Consider the following 15,862-nt stretch of genomic DNA (forward strand, 5'->3'; position numbering starts at 1 on the left):
CGAGTATGCAGGGTGTTGTGCCAGCAGCCGGTGAAGGGACCAGGCTTCGGCCGATGACTGAGCAACGACCGAAGGGACTCGTTCCGGTGAACGGTCAGCCGCTGCTCACTCATGTCTTCGAGACGTTGCTCGAGGCAGGTGTCGACGAGTTAGTTGTCGTCGTTGGGCATCTCGCCGATCAGATCATCGAGTACTACGGTGATGGCTTTCGAGAGGTGCCGATCACGTACGTCCACCAACGCGAACAACGGGGCCTCGGCCATGCCGTGTCCCTGACTGAGCCCCACGTCTCGGGACCGTTCGTGGTGTTGAACGGAGACAACGTCTTCGTGGACGGGATTGAGCACGTTCTTGAGCGAATGTCTGAGCCCGACGTGGATGCCGTGTTGGCCGTCGAGTCACTCGACCGAGAACAGGCAAGAGACACTGGGGTGCTCGAGGTTTCTGCAGGGCGCGTTACCGGTATCGTCGAGAAGCCCGAAAAGCCGCCGTCGACGCTGGTGACCACTGGCTGTTACGTGCTCCCCGAAGCAATATTCGATGCGCTTGCGCTGGCACAGCCATCTGATCGTGGGGAGTACGAACTCAGCGAGGCAGTTGGCCTTTTAGTTTCCGCTGGGTCAGTTGTGGAGCCCGTTGAGATAGCTGGTCCCCGAGTGAACGTTAACACGGAAGAAGATCTCGAGCGGGCAGGTCGTTTGCTCGAGGAGCGTTAGGTGAGTCGGTTGTTCGAGGAGTGTTAGACAAGTGGTTTTCTCAAAGAGCGTTAGGAGTTTCTGACCAGTGGATCGTACCAGTCTTCGTTCTCTCGATACCAGTCGATGAATTTTGCAACGCCTTCGCGGATATCCGTGGTAGGCTCGTAATCGAGCAACTCGTTGGCCTTCTCGATATTCGCGTGGGTGTGTTCGGCGTCGCCTTCTCTCGCGTCATCGAATTCAATCTCGAGGCTCGGATCGATTTCGTCGCGGATGACTTCCGCAAGAGTGAGGATATCGATGTTGTCGGTAGAGCCGACGTTCATGATCTCACCGTCGGCCCGGTCGTCCTCGAGGAGGTGTTTGTTGACGGTGAGAATATCATCGATATAGGTGAAATCACGGGTTTGCTCACCATCGCCATAAATTACTGGGGGTTCGCCATGGAGACAGCGCGAGACGAAGTTCGTCATGGCCATGTTTGGGCGCATACGCGGGCCGTAGACGGTGAAGTATCGCAAGGCGACCGTCGGAAGACCGTAGATTTCGTTGTAGACGCGTGTGTACTGTTCGGTGGCGAGTTTGGAAACGCCATACGGTGAGACTGGCGTCGTGAGATGATCCTCGTCGTAGGGGAGGTACTCCGGCTTGCCGTACACCGAGGACGAAGAGGCGACGACTACTCGGTCGACGTCGTGCGTGCGGGAAGCCTCGAGGACGTTGATCGTCCCATCAACGTTGTAGGCGTTGACCTTCTTCGGTTCCTCGACGCTCTTTCGGACGCCTGCCTGAGCTGCCTGATGGTAGACGACATCGGTGTTGGCGACGAGGTCGTCGACAAGTTGTTCGTCGGTTATTGAACCCTCGACGAACTCGTAGGTCGTGTTGGCTTTCGTGGCGGCTTTTTTCGCCGCGTCGATATTGTGTTCCTTTATTCCGAGGTCATAGTACGGCTCGAGGTTGTCGAGAACGGTTACGTCGTGGCCGGCTCTGGTGAGATCTTCGGCGATGTGCCCGCCGATGAATCCCCCACCGCCAGTGACGAGAATCTGCATGGACAGATACTGGTCTAGTCAGTCACAAAAACGATTGGGTTTCCACTGGTTACTGATTGGGGGTGTTTGAGTCACGTCGATGGTCAGATTTGAATGAGGGGGTTTGTAGAGTGTGTAAGCAGGTCTCGAGTAAAGTGCCACAGTTCCATTATTATTTATCGTGAGAGAAGGCCCGGTTATGTCGGTAGCCTGCTCGAGTGTCATGATATCGACATTCACTGTAAAGCCGTTAGATATATGGTTACGCTGTCAAAAAAGATGTCTGATTAGTATTGGTGAGGGTTTCGAGAGGGGGTGGCATTTGGAGTGAATCTGCTACAATAGTAAAACGGGATTGTTCATCCAGTCCTTCAAATTCCCGTTCCATTGTGTTACCAGCTTTCGGAAGAGCCACACGGAGAGAATAGATAGATTCAATGAACAACCATAGACGTCGGGTATGCCCGAAAAAACAGTATTTCCGACAATACAAAGCCGGGGGGATGTCGGTAGAAGGCATAACCGAAGCGTCCGGTCTAGAGGTTCGAACGATGAGGTATCTAGATGAGTAAAGTCCAGGAATTTCAGTACACAGAAATTACTGCACAGGATGTTCCATTCGCTCTGGGCATTCTTGGGGGTGAAGAGACATCCGAAGGTGGTCCCGATATCGGAACTCGAGCAGTAAAGGCAGGGTTTCAGGTCCTTTTGACAGAGGATCTGGGTGAAACACTTGCGACGGATATTCGGCACCATCCGAATGTAACCGTGGTAGATCCAGATACCCCGGATAAAGGATCTCGAGACCAGTTGATTTCAGCGGCCAAAGAACGAGACCTCGAGGGGATCGTGTTTTGGAACGGGGGTTCTACACTCGATTTCGACGTCGCCAAACGCGTCCTCAAGATATCAGGTCCGTTTGCGATTTCGACTGATTCCCTGGCCAGTCCATCGAGCTCAGGTCGGTTGATCGGGATTCCCGCCTACAATGAATCAGTCGGAATTGGGAGCGTGATTTTGCGTGCCCAACAGTACGCCGAGGAAGTCGTTATTATTGATGACGGGAGTTCCGATGACACGGTTGCAATCGCCAAACAGACAGGGGCAACGGTTATCGAACACGGAACCAACCAGGGGAAGGGGCGGGCATTACAGACGTTTTTCGCATACGCCCGTGAGACTGAGCACGACTCGTTCGTCGTCCTCGATGGCGATGGTCAGCATTTGCCCGAAGACATTCCAGCAGTGATCGAACCTGTTGAGAACGGCAAGTCCGATCTCGTTGTCGGCAGTCGCTATCTCGAGGACGGAACCGGCGAAGAGACACCATTTCATCGGCGAGTCGGTCAGCAGGTATTAGATTACCTGACGTTTGGCTCGAGCGGGACCAAACTCACGGACACCCAGAGTGGCTTCCGTGCGTTTTCGCCGGATGCGGTTGATAAGTTGTCTATCCGAACTGATGGGATGGGTGTCGAAAGCGAGATGATTTCGACGGCTCAGGACGCAGATCTCGAGATGGAAGAAGTTCCCATCGATGTCCGCTATGAGGGAATCGATGGACAGACGCTGAATCCGTTACACCACGGACTGGGTGTCGCGACCTTCCTTTTGAAACTAATCCGGGATCGCCACCCCTTGATGTTCTTCGGATTACCCGGCGTGTTGATCGCAGGTGTGGGAATCGTCCTCGGGATCGATGCGGTGTTGCTCTTTAACAGCCAGGGCACATTTGCGCCAGGTCAGACGATGGTCAGTCTGTTGCTCACGGTGATCGGCAGCCTCGGCGTGTTCTGTGGGCTGGTGCTTAATCGAATGTCGAATATGATTCGAGAGTTGAAAAAGGAAACAGTATAAATAGGATTTTTAAAATGGCTACTATCACGGAAACCCCCTCAATAACTAGGATTTATGTCTGAAAGTCAACAAACCAAACACTCTATCGATGATCAAGAGGACTCTTTTAGTTCAAAAGAGGCCCCACTGGAATCCAAAACTGAGACCGAATCTCATATCGACACATCAAAGCTAGAAGAGGATCCGGCGAACAAAGCAGCCTCTCTAAAGATACTTCGAGTCGCAAGTGATGTTTATCCGGATGTAATGGGGGGCCTTAGCCTCCACGTCCACGAAATGTCACGGTTGCAGGCAGAATGGGGTCATGACGTGACCGTGTTGACGTCCGATCATGGTGATCGAAATCTTCCCTCAAAAGAGGAGCGATCGGGGTACGAACTAATTCGTCACCGAGAGATTGCCAGTCCCTTGGATAATACCATTATTCCTGGAATCGTCCAGACGATACGGAGGATGGCTGATGACTATGATGTCATTCACGCTCACTCGCACCTGTTCTTCTCAACAAACGCTACCGCCGCGTTGAGTCGAACGCTCGACACACCGTTGGTCATTACGAATCATGGGTTAATATCGCAGACAGCTCCGAGATGGCTACAGAAGGCCTTCATCCCAACGGTCGCAAAGTTCACCTTGAATGCTGCTGACGAGGTTTTATGTTATACTGAAACGGACAAATGTCGACTTCGGGAGCGAGGAATCGATAGTTCAATTTCGATAATCAATAATGGAATCGACTGCGACCGGTTTTCGCCTGAACAAAGTGATGAATCAAAAAAGCAGATTTTGTTTGTCGGGCGGCTTAAGCCCGGGAAGGGGGTCCAAACCCTTCTTACTGCATTTGAGCAGCTTACCGCCGATTTTCCGGAATACAGTCTGAAAATTGTCGGTAACGGACCTCTACTAGACGACTTAGTTGAGATGGCCCATGAGTGTAATATTTCAACCCACATCGAATTTGCAGGTCAGATTGAAAATAATGAAATTGGTGAAGTTTACGCTGAAAGTGAGGTGTTTGTGCTTCCGAGTTTAAATGAAGGGGTTCCGAGAACAGTCTTAGAAGCAATGGCATGTGAAGTTCCAGTTGTCACGTCTGATCTCGACCAATTAATTCCGATTGTTAATAATGCCGGCTTTACCGTTCCGAGTGAAAGCCCAGACAAATTTCAGGCCGCTATCAAGAAGTTATTAAATGATGCAGAGCTACAAAATGAAATGGGGCGTGTAGGGCGGTCGCGTGTCAAGAACCATTATTCTTGGAATAACACCGTGAGTGAGACTCTTGGGATCTACAAGAGTTTATTATAATGGAGTTGGTATACAGAGTTATGTTCAGTGGTATTGGTATGGACATAGCTAATGTGGAATCAACTACTCGTGTAACCTTATTAAAAGAGCGGAATGGCACTGTAACATAAAATATGAGCGAGAAAGTCAGTATTATCATACCAACATATAACCGGGCAAAAAGATTAGGGAATGCGATAATTAGTGTATTATCACAAACACATACAAATTATGAACTCATAATTATTGATGATGGATCAACAGATAATACGGAAGAATTGGTCGGTTCTTTTTCGGATAGGAAGATAGTATATGAGAAACATTCAAAAAATAAGGGTGTTGCAGAAGCTAGAAATACTGGGCTTGATATTGCGTCTGGAGAATACATTTGTTTCCTTGACTCTGATGACGAGTGGAAAAGTAATAAATTAGAAGTACAATTAAAATATACTAAAAGTTGCAACGAAGATTGCATCGGCTCATACACCGACGTAAATATCGTAAGAGAATCGGCTTTAAAAGAGATAGCTAGCTCCCTACTTTTAGACCCGAAACAGCCAGATAATCAGAATGCGCTAATAGTTCAACAACTTAAATTAAATGGTTTTATTCATGCAGGGTCCACATTACTGCTGAAGAAATCTGTTTGTGACAAGGTAGGTGGATTTAATACAGATTTAAATAGACTCGAGGAGGTAGAATTTGTTATTAGATGCTTGGACTACGGTAAACTCAGGTTCTTAGATAGAAAGCTAGTAACTCTACATGATACCGGGGCTGCCGATCCAGAAGTGGAAATTAACTCAGTATACAAATTCCAGATTGCTCTTTCCGACATTATTAACCAATATGAAAAACAAGGCTATAATATACGTAGTTCACAGAATGTGTTTTTGCTGTCACAATATCTTGCATTGAGAGACTACAATAGTGCTGTGAAACATTTGCAAAATGGTAAAATAACAAATACAACGCATATTGCCACGATACTTTATGGAGCGTATCTAGGGGTCTCCGATTTAGATTTTAAAGTATTTGATGAGATTTGAATATGAATAAAACAGAGAAATTCGTACTAATAATTTATTGCGGAATTATTTCGATACTAGTCGCCACCCAGTATGTGGAGAGGTCAATATATCCCTACTTTCCTATCTCTTCCGTTTTCGTTTTCTTATTACTCATATATGCTAAAAACGTCAGGGTCAAAATTTCTCTTATAATAATTTGTACATACGGTGCTCTGTATCCATTATTGATCCATGTAATAACACCTAGCCTATTAGGTAACGATCCTGATCGGTTCGCCATCTGGGTACAGCAGGTAATCAATATAGGCGAACGGGAAGCCATTGGATCCGCTTTCTATTCCGATGCGCCTTTCATGTTATTGCATTCCGCAATGACTTCCACGGTATCTGGGATATTTTCTTACCAATCCCTATATTTATTCTCCATCATAATCGGAATTTGCCTTCCGATTCTGGCCAAATCAATGTTTGACATCCTACCTACACATATCCCTGAAAAACATTATATTCCAATATTAGTTCTATTACCCCTATCAGCGAGTGTGGTCACTTACTCAACCAACCCAATTGGCCAAACTGCCTCTTTCATATATTTCATATTTATTGTATTTATCATCTTTAAATACATGTCGGGTTGGGATATTCGATATTTTATACTTTTAATGGTTATTAGTCACGCTATAATGTTTAGTCACAAAGTCACCCTATTTATAATCTTCTCAATTTTTCTACTCGTGGCTCTTCATTGGATATTGATTATTGATTCAGGTTCGCCTTCAAAGATCCCCATTGTATCTATGATTATAGCTGCATTATTCTTTTTACAATGGTTCCAGGTCACAGGCTATGCTAGTCGAGGTCTAAATCGAATTCTCGCTGGATTGTTTTTTTCCTCATCTGATGTACAATCATACACTCCGGTAATGGCAATCAGTAACGAGTCACTTTTATTCACTCAAGCTTTGTATGGCGGACATATAATCATCTTATTAGCTATTGGTGGGTTTGCCTGGGCCATTGTTTTAATGTCTATTCTATTTGAACCTGTTGAAAATAACACCCATACTTATTTTTTATTATACTCTAGTGCAGTAACTGTTGCTTTCACAATATTTTCTTATCTTTCCTCAACAATCAACCCACATAGACTCCTTTATATGGCTGAACCTCTAGTAATTATCCTCATTGGAATAGCGTTGTATGAATTTCCATCATATAAAAGACTTACACATATGCTTATTCTCTTCCTATTATTATCACAGGTATTTGCAGGTTCGGCCCTCCCCGATATTGATCGACAGAATACCGACTATCTCACAGAAAAAGATAAGCAGGTAATTCAGTTTCACAATAATCATATCAATGGTAGCACATATGCTGACCACGGATTGATTGCTCAAAGCCCTCATTCAGAGATAGTTACTAGTGAAGGACCAGATAGGCAAAACCGATTTATATCGTATCCCAATTCAATATTGAACGGTAGTATATCTCTATCTAATCATTCTGCGATCTACCGAGAGGATAGGTATGTTTATCGGGCATCTACTGGATCAACATGGCGGTTACAATGGGAGATAGTTATAGAGTTGGAAAAAAATAATAAAATATATTCAAGTGACACCAACCATATTTATAGAGGGCATGTTGTGGCTGGAGTGAATAATTAGTGATGCTCGGTATTAGGTAACTCTGCCTCATCGAAGGCACCGTAGATCCACTTGCCTTCTAATTGAAGGACGTGACCGTTCCATTCCAATCTAATGTTGCCACCAACCTTATTATTTTAGATTAACTTATGAAATAGGCACCATTCTCGTCGATCCACGTATATCACCGATTTTTTAATAAGCTAATCAAGATTCAGTACTTTACAAAGCCGTTAGTTGAGAAGTCCGCTTGCTGAATTGTGTCCAACAATCAGCAACAAGCGGACAGTGAAATCCACGAAGACCAGGTCCTTAACTTTCTCGTCAACGTTATCACCCGCGCGTTCACGCTAGACTTGGTGAAAACGCAGAAATCGGCCCAGAGGATATCTTAGAGGTCCTCGTCGGCGCGACCGCTGACGGGATCTCTATCTCTTCACTCTGCGAGAAGAGTGAAAGCGCACCCTCTGGCAACGACATTCTCTATCACTTGCGCACCAAGTTCGACCTCGAAACCGTCGAATTAACCGGCAATACGCTTCTCCAGCAAGATGTCCTCGAAACGCTCCCAGAACAGGTGGAGGTCTGCAACGACCTCCACCTGCGGCCCTACTACGGTGACGAAGATGAGACAGACGGCCTCTACTACAACGAGGCCAAAACAGGAACGACTGCGTTCCACGCCTACGCTACGCTCTACCCGCGCGTGAACAACAAGCGATACACCTTGTCTCACCGGCAGCGACACCGCCAGCGACATCCTCGTCGAGTTCCTTGGACTCCTCAACAACTTCAATCTCGACGTTAAAGCGGTCTTTCTCGAGAGCGGCTTCTACGACTGCAAGTATCTCACGTTCCTCCAGGCGCACAATTTCGCGTACATCGTTCGGTCATCAAGTGGGGCAACAAGATCAAGACTGAACTCGGCCAAGGGTGGAGTCGTGAGATCTCACATGATCTCACGACATCCTAAGGCAGTCACGAGTGGATCGTCGAATTCCCGGTAATGATCGACTGTTCCTACAAGAATGGCCGATACGATGAGCATGGAGTGGCGCGTCACGGCTACACCGTCGACGCGCCGTTCATCGATGAACCACGACAGGCTCGATCCCACTACAGCAAACGCTTCGGGATCGAAGCGAGCTACCGCCTCTCTGAATCAACGATAATCTCGACGACGACACAAGATCCGGTGAGACGGCTGTTGTTCGTCGTGCTCAGCCTACTGATTCAGAACGTTTGGCGGTACTTGCGCTGGGAGTATGTGGCGACGCCACGCCGAGGCGGGCGTCGCCTCTGGTGGTGGCCCTTCGAGGAGTTCATTGGCATGGTGACTCGGACAGCGGGGACGGCCCTTTCGGTGGGTCGGGCCGTCCCCGCAAATCGGCCACCGGATGATCGCTTCCACCGGTAACCAGTGACCGAGGATGCCCTATTGACCAGTGGCAACACGGTCACGTCGGCGGCAGTCAGCCGCCGACTCGAAACTACTCACCAGTCGTCGTTTGTTTGGGACGGCACTCACCATCACTCTTCACGATCAGCGGCGGTCGCTTGCAGTTGTGGTTGCGGTTTCAGTACCGAACTTTGTGAGGTATTGAGATTAATAAGCTAATCAAGATGAACAGCCTGTCATTCCTGCCATCGCCATGTATCAATCAACAATAAAAACGTTATAACAATTAGTTTGTGATCACTTACAGAAATTTATCTCAGAAATGCCTTGTGGCATTGAGTGAGTAGAGTTTCTATCCATGCTGTTCTCTTGTGGGCTTGGAACATCTCCAAAAGAGGTTCAGACAGAAATTTATGTAAGGTTACCTGTTGATTGTATAAATATGGCCTTATCGAGGGAAGTTCAAAGAACGATACAGGATATCCGAAAAAGGGGGCTTAAGAGTGTTGCTCGAAAAGTGTATATATATGGAAAATATGGGACTCCGATGTCCAACTTATGTGAATTGTTTGATGGTAAAATCCACAGTATAAAATATCGTAATGTATCGCCCCCTATTGATTACATCTCAATTCAGGAGATATCACCAGACAGGATTCAACAAATAAGTCCTTTCGACTATTATTGGGGGGATGTGGGGGAAATAAGAAGATGGAATGATGGCAATTATCAAAGTTTTACAGATACTGAGATATACCAGTGCTTTAAAAACCATTTTGAACAGGGAATTGTTTGGGAGAACACAAAATATGTTTCTCAAGCGATTGAAGATATCGATAACGGAATTGTCAGAGAAGGTTGTAGAACAAAATCCGAACTGTTGGAACGGTACGATCGACTAGACCAGCTGTATGATAGAGTCGATAAGAACGGATACAAGAGATCAGTAGAAGTATCAGAAAGGGATGACCCCATGGCCAATAGTAGACGAAAAAACTATCTTAATAAACAATATGACGAAGTGAAAGTTGATATTGCAGCAAACGGAGAGTATTTATTTAGGGATGGATATCACCGTTTATGTATTGCTAAATTATTAGATGTTGATTATATCCCAGTTGTAATTTTACTCAGACACATGGAATGGATTGCCCGAAGAGAAAAAAAGTATAAAAATGAGACAGATAGTGAAAAGATCAACCAATCACATCCAGATATTCCTATTTAATACGCTGGAACCGAATAGATATGCCAAAGACCAGATTGTTGGATATTGGAAAGTAGGCTTTTGTAACACGTTTTGTTTGATTCCGGACAATATAGAGTCAGTTTATCCCGTCAGATATATAATCCCATAAACTGACTCTCAAGTGTGAATTTACCCGACCCAATCAGAATCGTTTACACTCCTGATGGGGAATATTGGCGTCATGCTTTTGTTTCAATAATGTCAATTTTAAACAATAATAAAGATTTGAATATCCATGTGTACATTGTTTCTGACGAGAAGAGTGAGAAGTTTTACAAACATATGAATGATTTTGAGTTAGAAGAAGCGGGTTTTTCTATTAATCATTTAAATTTTGAGAAGAAAAATTTCCCAGAGTTCAATACTCCTAAGCATTTTTCTGATGCTACATATTACCGGCTTTTTCTCGATGATATCTTACCTAGCGAAGTTAAAAAGGCCCTATATATAGATTGCGACACTATCATCAGAAGAGATATTTCCACGATTCGCGACGTGGACTTGGACGGAAATATAATTGCTGGTGTGCCACATGTGAAAAGAGAGGGTTACAAGTATGATCTCCCAATTACGGCAGACTATATTAACACAGGTGTATTACTTATAGATATTGATGCGTGGAGGGAAGAAGAGATTGGTAAAGAGTGTTTGACCTATATTAAAGAGAATCAAACAGGTTTCAGGCTTCCCATCCAAAATACAATTAATACAGTTCTACAAAACAATATTCAACTTATTGATCCAGAGTATAATTATACCTATGATTGGTCCAAACAACTACTATCTGGAGGGGGGCAGATAGATCCACGGATAGTTCATTTCACAACACATAGGAAACCTTGGAAATACCATCATTCACCAGAGTATGGAGATGAGTATATCCGATACTTAGACCGCAGCCCTTTCAAAGCAGAATATAATGATAAAAAGAATTATAAATATCCAGTAAAGAAGTTTAGAGAGAGCAGCGCATCTGATATCACCTATAGAATGTGCGACCTCATTCAAACAATTATTTATTGAGTTATGACTTGATTGACTAATAGGCACCGTCTAGTTAGCGTGGTTTGAGAAGTGAGCAGGTCGTAGAGTTGGTTTGAACATGCAGCTCGCAGACCTGCTCAGCGTGTCATACGCGGTGGAATTTGATGAACTTGGGAGTGTGAGCGGACGGCGAACCCTTGCGGGTGTTGCCGTCCGCCTCCATGCGACTGGATGTTCGCTTTGTGAGGCAACAACTATCCTCGCTGAATTAGGCGTTGAACGCTCTCATGGTGCAGTTTGGAATTGGGTACATCGGCTGGCTGACAGCGTTCCCGACCCGCCGAGGGCGAAGCCCTCGCGGGTCGTGGTTGACGAGACCGCTGTCAAAATAAACGGCGAATGGTCTTGGTTGTACGCTGCAATAAACCTCGATACAAAGTTGACTCTTGATGCTCAGTTGTTCGGCCGCCACGGCACCGATCCGGCGGCTGTATTCCTGCATGAACTCCGCGAGAAACATGATCTCTTCGAGGCGGTGTTTCTCGTCGATCAATTTGACTATCGGACTGCCCTGCTCGGTTAGATTGAGCGGTCGGGTTGACTATATCGACCGAAACCTCATCGAAAACTGTCCTATTTCGACTTGATAAGACTACCGAGTGAGAAACCACAGGGAAGTAGCAATCCATCAGATCGCGAGCTGATCGACGGCGTGAAAATCAGAAGAAGACGTACTCGACCAGTTGGGTGTGCTCAAACACAGGTTTAATGGTATATTCTCCCTCCCAGGGAAGAGTGCCGCCGCTCCTGCGGCGGCGCTCTCCTCGTGTCTTCGAGTCCCTCATCCGTAGGCCCGACGCGACTGATTCCACCGTGTTCGGATCAGACGGATCGCTTCCGGCACGCCACCCCGAAGTGGGTGGCAGTGCCGGAACCAGTTGACCAACACATAGCCAATCAACGTACAAAATAACTCGAACAAGACACCGTTCACCGATTGTGAATGGAAGCTCTCGATGTTCGTATACTGCTTCAACTCCCGAAATAGGATCTCGATGAGTGTCCGAAGTGTGTAGATGTTCATCACGTCCACAGGATCATAATCCACAGGAGAAAGCGTCGTCAGATACGCGATCTTCTCTCCGTCCACGTCCTCGAACACGATTCGTCGAAACGTTTCACCGGTCTCGGCGAGTTCAATCACGTCGTCACGTACGTGGCGCGTTCCTGCTTCGTCAGTGATGTCGATGTCCTGGATTTGCTCCAGGACATCGACCCGAGAATCCGCCTGTAACAAACACACGAAGTCCTCTTCGCGCTCTTTCAACGTACAGAAGCGGTCATAGTCGAGATAGCCACGATCGAACACGCGAATTGGAGAGTCGAGGTCTGCGAAGACATCGACATCGCCCTGGAGATCGTCAAACTGTGTTGGTTCGCGTGTCTCGCCTGCTGTGACGGACACGCCAACAGGTTGCTTGGCGTGTCCGTCCACGCGTGCGGCCAGGTTGAATTTGAGACCACGGTCACCTGGTTTGATCTCGTCAACGGTCTCACCATCATACAATTCGCTCAGGACAGCGACTGACCTGGTGAGTGCGAGATTTGTTTTGTCGAGAGCAACGACTGCTCGATCGAGCCATTCGAGGCGCTTTCGCTGAACACTGCGTTGATGATACAGTTGGGGTGAATGGAGCAGTTCGAAGAAGACACGAACGACCGCGCGGTAGTCGCGGTCGTTCGTATGCCGGGAGAAAGTCGAGGCAGCCATCTCCTCCATCTGTGCATGCGTTCCGGTCTTTGCAGCGAGTTCAGCGAGTGAGTCAGACGGGTTTATGCCCACGAAAATACCGACTCTGAGATGGTTTGCGAAATCGTGCGTGTTGGTGTAGGTGCCAATTCCGAACTGATCGGCGATGAACTCGCTGTCGACTGCGTCGAGCAGCGAGTAAAAGTCGCTCGCAATCGTGGGTGACTGGCTCCAGTCTCGGCTAAGATCTTGTTCCGGAAATGACTGTGTCTGGTGTTGAATTGTTTTCGCCATCTCGATGGATTTGTCGAGGCGAGGGCGGATTTAAGTACCTGGAATGGCACACCGCGTGCCGTAAATTTCTCGTGAAACCTGGCGAGCATCTCTGCAAATATCATTCAAAGTCTCCTAATAATTGACTGTTCCTCAAATTGACTGTATGTTGACTGTTCCTCAAATTGACTGTATGGATCTTGCACAGAAATTTAGTAGTTACACCCGGTTACTCGATGGTAAATTCGATCAAATTTGGAGTTCCAATCTGCGTGTTTTGCTATTTCCTTTCTATCTTTCACTCCTTCTTCCCATGATAATACCTCAGAACACGCTTTCGAAAAATCTCTTATACTATTATTTGTATGTTGGTATACTCCCTTTTGGACGTATTTTCTTGTGGAGGGGAGCCCACAACCAACAACAGGCAAACCAGAAGCTAAGTACTCATTAAATTTCAGTGGAAATACAGATTTATTATATTTAATATCTTTATAAGGCATTAAACCAATATCTAGACTATTCATCAACAACGGAACTTCTTCTGGATTAACTGGTTCAAACCAGTAAACGTTTGGGTTGTTGAATATATATTCAACATTTTCATTTCTTTTAGGACCCACAAGGATAATATTCCATGATTTGTTCTTTTTCGCCACCCCATTTAATAGATCCATATCCACCTTTTTCTTTAATTTACCTATAAATCCGAGACGTGGTTCCCCTATTTTATCTAATATTGGTGAACTTCCGTCTTTTTCAAATTTGTCAAAGTCGACTCCAGTCTCCTCTAAATATGTTGTTGTACTGTATTTTTTTCCTATCTTATTGTGAAGATGTTCAGACGATACAAAATTCAAATCTGTTCTCTCTAATAGCTGGTTTTCACTTCGAGTTTTCAGCTTTGCTCCAATAGATTTCCTAGTATATTCCGTTTTGCTTAACTCTTCTTTTTGTTCCCAACCGATCGTTGTGTGATCATCGCTACAATCGTAAATAATTTTATCCCATAAACCATTGATCTGAGAAAGGGATGTTAGGTGTGGCGAGTAATACCATAAAATTGATTTTGTAGATTTAAACGGTCCAAATTTACTGCAAATCATGTTTTTTACTTGATGGTTAAATGGAAACACATCTAAAAGTGGTTCGGGAACAGTGAATGATAGGTACTGTGTCGGTACTTTGACCTCTCTTATTCCGTTGTCTTTTACATTTTCACACAATTTGGATACAGTATCTGGATAAACCCAATATACTTTTTCTGTTTCCTGCTTGTGAACTAGATAGTTTGCCAATCGCTGTTCTCTATGAGGGATATTATAATCATATTCATGTCTTCCGACAATAACATGAGTGGCTGCGTTCTTATACATATCTTTATCGAGATAGATATTGCAGTTGAGCGACCTGTAGGCAATGCCAATTTTGATAAGGCCAGTTCATTTCGAAAAACTACGTAGGTCTTCCTTATTAGGGTGTTGTTGGGACTGTTTAACTATCATTTGTTGGGTCAAAGGCAACGCACGACCTCAGCGGCATCTGATATCTAATCACGCATAAATATTTGAAGCAATATCAGCAAAAATTAACATCTTCAGACGGATTGGTAGCATGCCACCGTTACTTACCTGCACCCAGAGGGTGTCATACAATTCATCTCATACCACGAGCTTGGTTCGGCCCAGATTTTCGCCCTGTTCGTGGTTCGTGATGGCGACGATCACTCGGAGACACAGTCCAAGATACGCTGTGTACTCGCGCATGGACGCGCCTCGGGCGCGCAGCGTCCCGAGGCCGCAGTCTGAACACGCTCCAAACGTTCGCTCAACTTGCGTTCGTCGCTTGTATGTATCAGCGAGGATCGAACGCTTGAGCGTCACATCCTCGGTGAATTCGCTGATTCGGTTTTCGACACGGTATTCGATATCGAGCGGTTCGCTGGTGTTTCGTGGGTTGTACGGGGCGATCGGCACGACTCCTGCTTCCAGCAGGAAGTCGTGCCAATCGAGGATGTCGTAGCCACTGTCTCCAAGCATCCAGATCGGCTGTTTGACGGCGAGCGCGTCACGTGTGACGCGCATCGCCGTCTCCTTCGAGGCCTGTTTCGCCTGCGTAAACTCCGCTGCAATCGGAATCTTTGGCCCTGCCGAAACAATCGTGAGACCGAACCCGTAGTAGTAGGCTTCGGCCGTTGGATCGTATTCCACGACGCGTCATCGTTCCACGCAGGGGCTTCGAGATCGGTTGAATCGATGGGAAGGTAGAGTCGAGCAGGCCGCGGATAGCGGCCTGCTCGACGAGGCGGCGGAATACGTTGTCAACGACCAGTCCGAGGTCAGTGAGGAAGCGATCGACCGCGTCTCTCGACGGCGGTCGATCGAAGCTACAGCTGGTCCAGACGGCCGTGTTCTGGAGTTCTCGGGTGACAGGACGAGGCCCGTAGATTCCCTTGTAGAAGCAGTGAAGAAAGCCTTTGAACAGTTCTGGCGGGTGATGATCTCGTGTTCGCCCCCGGCGAGCGGGGGCGAACACGTCATACTCGCTGAGAAAGTCAAAGTCGAGGTACTCGAAGAGCGGAAGTGTCTCGACAGCCACGAGATTAAAGAACTCGTCTATCCAAGGCTCATCGTGCAGGGTTTAAGTGCTGC

10 protein-coding genes and 3 pseudogenes are annotated in these 15,862 nt (G+C 46.5%); 9 read left to right on the forward strand and 4 right to left on the reverse strand.

The genetic code is table 11. The features are described from left to right. Window positions 1–5: 5 nt before the first annotated feature. Entirely contained in the window at window positions 6–716 is a 711-nt protein-coding gene (locus NLK60_RS10915; RefSeq protein WP_254807824.1) for a sugar phosphate nucleotidyltransferase, read from the forward strand. A 50-nt stretch (window positions 717–766) separates the two neighbouring features. On the opposite strand, the gene NLK60_RS10920 is transcribed toward NLK60_RS10915, so the two are convergent. Further along, window positions 767–1,753: a GDP-mannose 4,6-dehydratase gene (locus NLK60_RS10920; RefSeq protein WP_254807825.1), complete on the reverse strand. Its 987-nt coding sequence runs from the start codon at window positions 1,751–1,753 to the stop codon at window positions 767–769. Window positions 1,754–2,296: 543 nt separating this feature from the next. Here NLK60_RS10920 and NLK60_RS10925 point away from each other — a divergent pair. The 8 genes and pseudogenes from NLK60_RS10925 to NLK60_RS10960 form a co-directional block, all read left to right on the forward strand. Beyond that, window positions 2,297–3,589, forward strand: coding sequence for a glycosyltransferase family 2 protein (locus NLK60_RS10925; RefSeq protein WP_254807826.1), 1,293 nt, complete (start codon window positions 2,297–2,299; stop codon window positions 3,587–3,589). A gap of 54 nt (window positions 3,590–3,643) precedes the next feature. Then, window positions 3,644–4,897, forward strand: coding sequence for a glycosyltransferase family 4 protein (locus NLK60_RS10930; RefSeq protein WP_254807827.1), 1,254 nt, complete (start codon window positions 3,644–3,646; stop codon window positions 4,895–4,897). A 113-nt stretch (window positions 4,898–5,010) separates the two neighbouring features. Further along, entirely contained in the window at window positions 5,011–5,925 is a 915-nt protein-coding gene (locus NLK60_RS10935; RefSeq protein WP_254807828.1) for a glycosyltransferase family 2 protein, read from the forward strand. A 2-nt stretch (window positions 5,926–5,927) separates the two neighbouring features. Continuing rightward, a complete protein-coding gene (locus tag NLK60_RS10940) occupies window positions 5,928–7,577 on the forward strand; it encodes a hypothetical protein (protein WP_254807829.1) in 1,650 nt (549 codons plus the stop codon). A gap of 239 nt (window positions 7,578–7,816) precedes the next feature. Next, window positions 7,817–8,973: pseudogene (locus NLK60_RS10945) on the forward strand (ISH3 family transposase). A gap of 340 nt (window positions 8,974–9,313) precedes the next feature. Continuing rightward, on the forward strand, window positions 9,314–10,183 hold the full coding sequence (locus NLK60_RS10950) for a ParB N-terminal domain-containing protein (protein WP_254807830.1): 870 nt from the start codon (window positions 9,314–9,316) through the stop codon (window positions 10,181–10,183). 144 nt (window positions 10,184–10,327) lie between these two features. After that, a complete protein-coding gene (locus NLK60_RS10955) occupies window positions 10,328–11,227 on the forward strand; it encodes a glycosyltransferase family 8 protein (RefSeq protein WP_254807831.1) in 900 nt (299 codons plus the stop codon). A gap of 79 nt (window positions 11,228–11,306) precedes the next feature. Continuing rightward, window positions 11,307–11,814: pseudogene (locus tag NLK60_RS10960) on the forward strand (IS6 family transposase); the annotation flags it as partial. A gap of 215 nt (window positions 11,815–12,029) precedes the next feature. Here NLK60_RS10960 and NLK60_RS10965 read toward each other — a convergent pair. The 3 genes and pseudogenes from NLK60_RS10965 to NLK60_RS10975 form a co-directional block, all read right to left on the reverse strand. After that, the gene (locus tag NLK60_RS10965; protein ID WP_254807832.1) at window positions 12,030–13,232 is read right to left on the reverse strand and encodes an IS4 family transposase; all 1,203 of its coding nucleotides are present in this window, start codon (window positions 13,230–13,232) and stop codon (window positions 12,030–12,032) included. 191 nt (window positions 13,233–13,423) lie between these two features. Then, window positions 13,424–14,587: a glycosyltransferase gene (locus NLK60_RS10970; protein ID WP_254807833.1), complete on the reverse strand. Its 1,164-nt coding sequence runs from the start codon at window positions 14,585–14,587 to the stop codon at window positions 13,424–13,426. A 285-nt stretch (window positions 14,588–14,872) separates the two neighbouring features. Continuing rightward, window positions 14,873–15,848, reverse strand: a pseudogene (locus NLK60_RS10975) (transposase). Window positions 15,849–15,862 lie beyond the last annotated feature (14 nt).

The sequence above is a fragment of the Natronosalvus amylolyticus genome (genome assembly GCF_024298845.1).
Taxonomy (GTDB): Archaea; Halobacteriota; Halobacteria; order Halobacteriales; family Natrialbaceae; genus Natronosalvus; species Natronosalvus amylolyticus.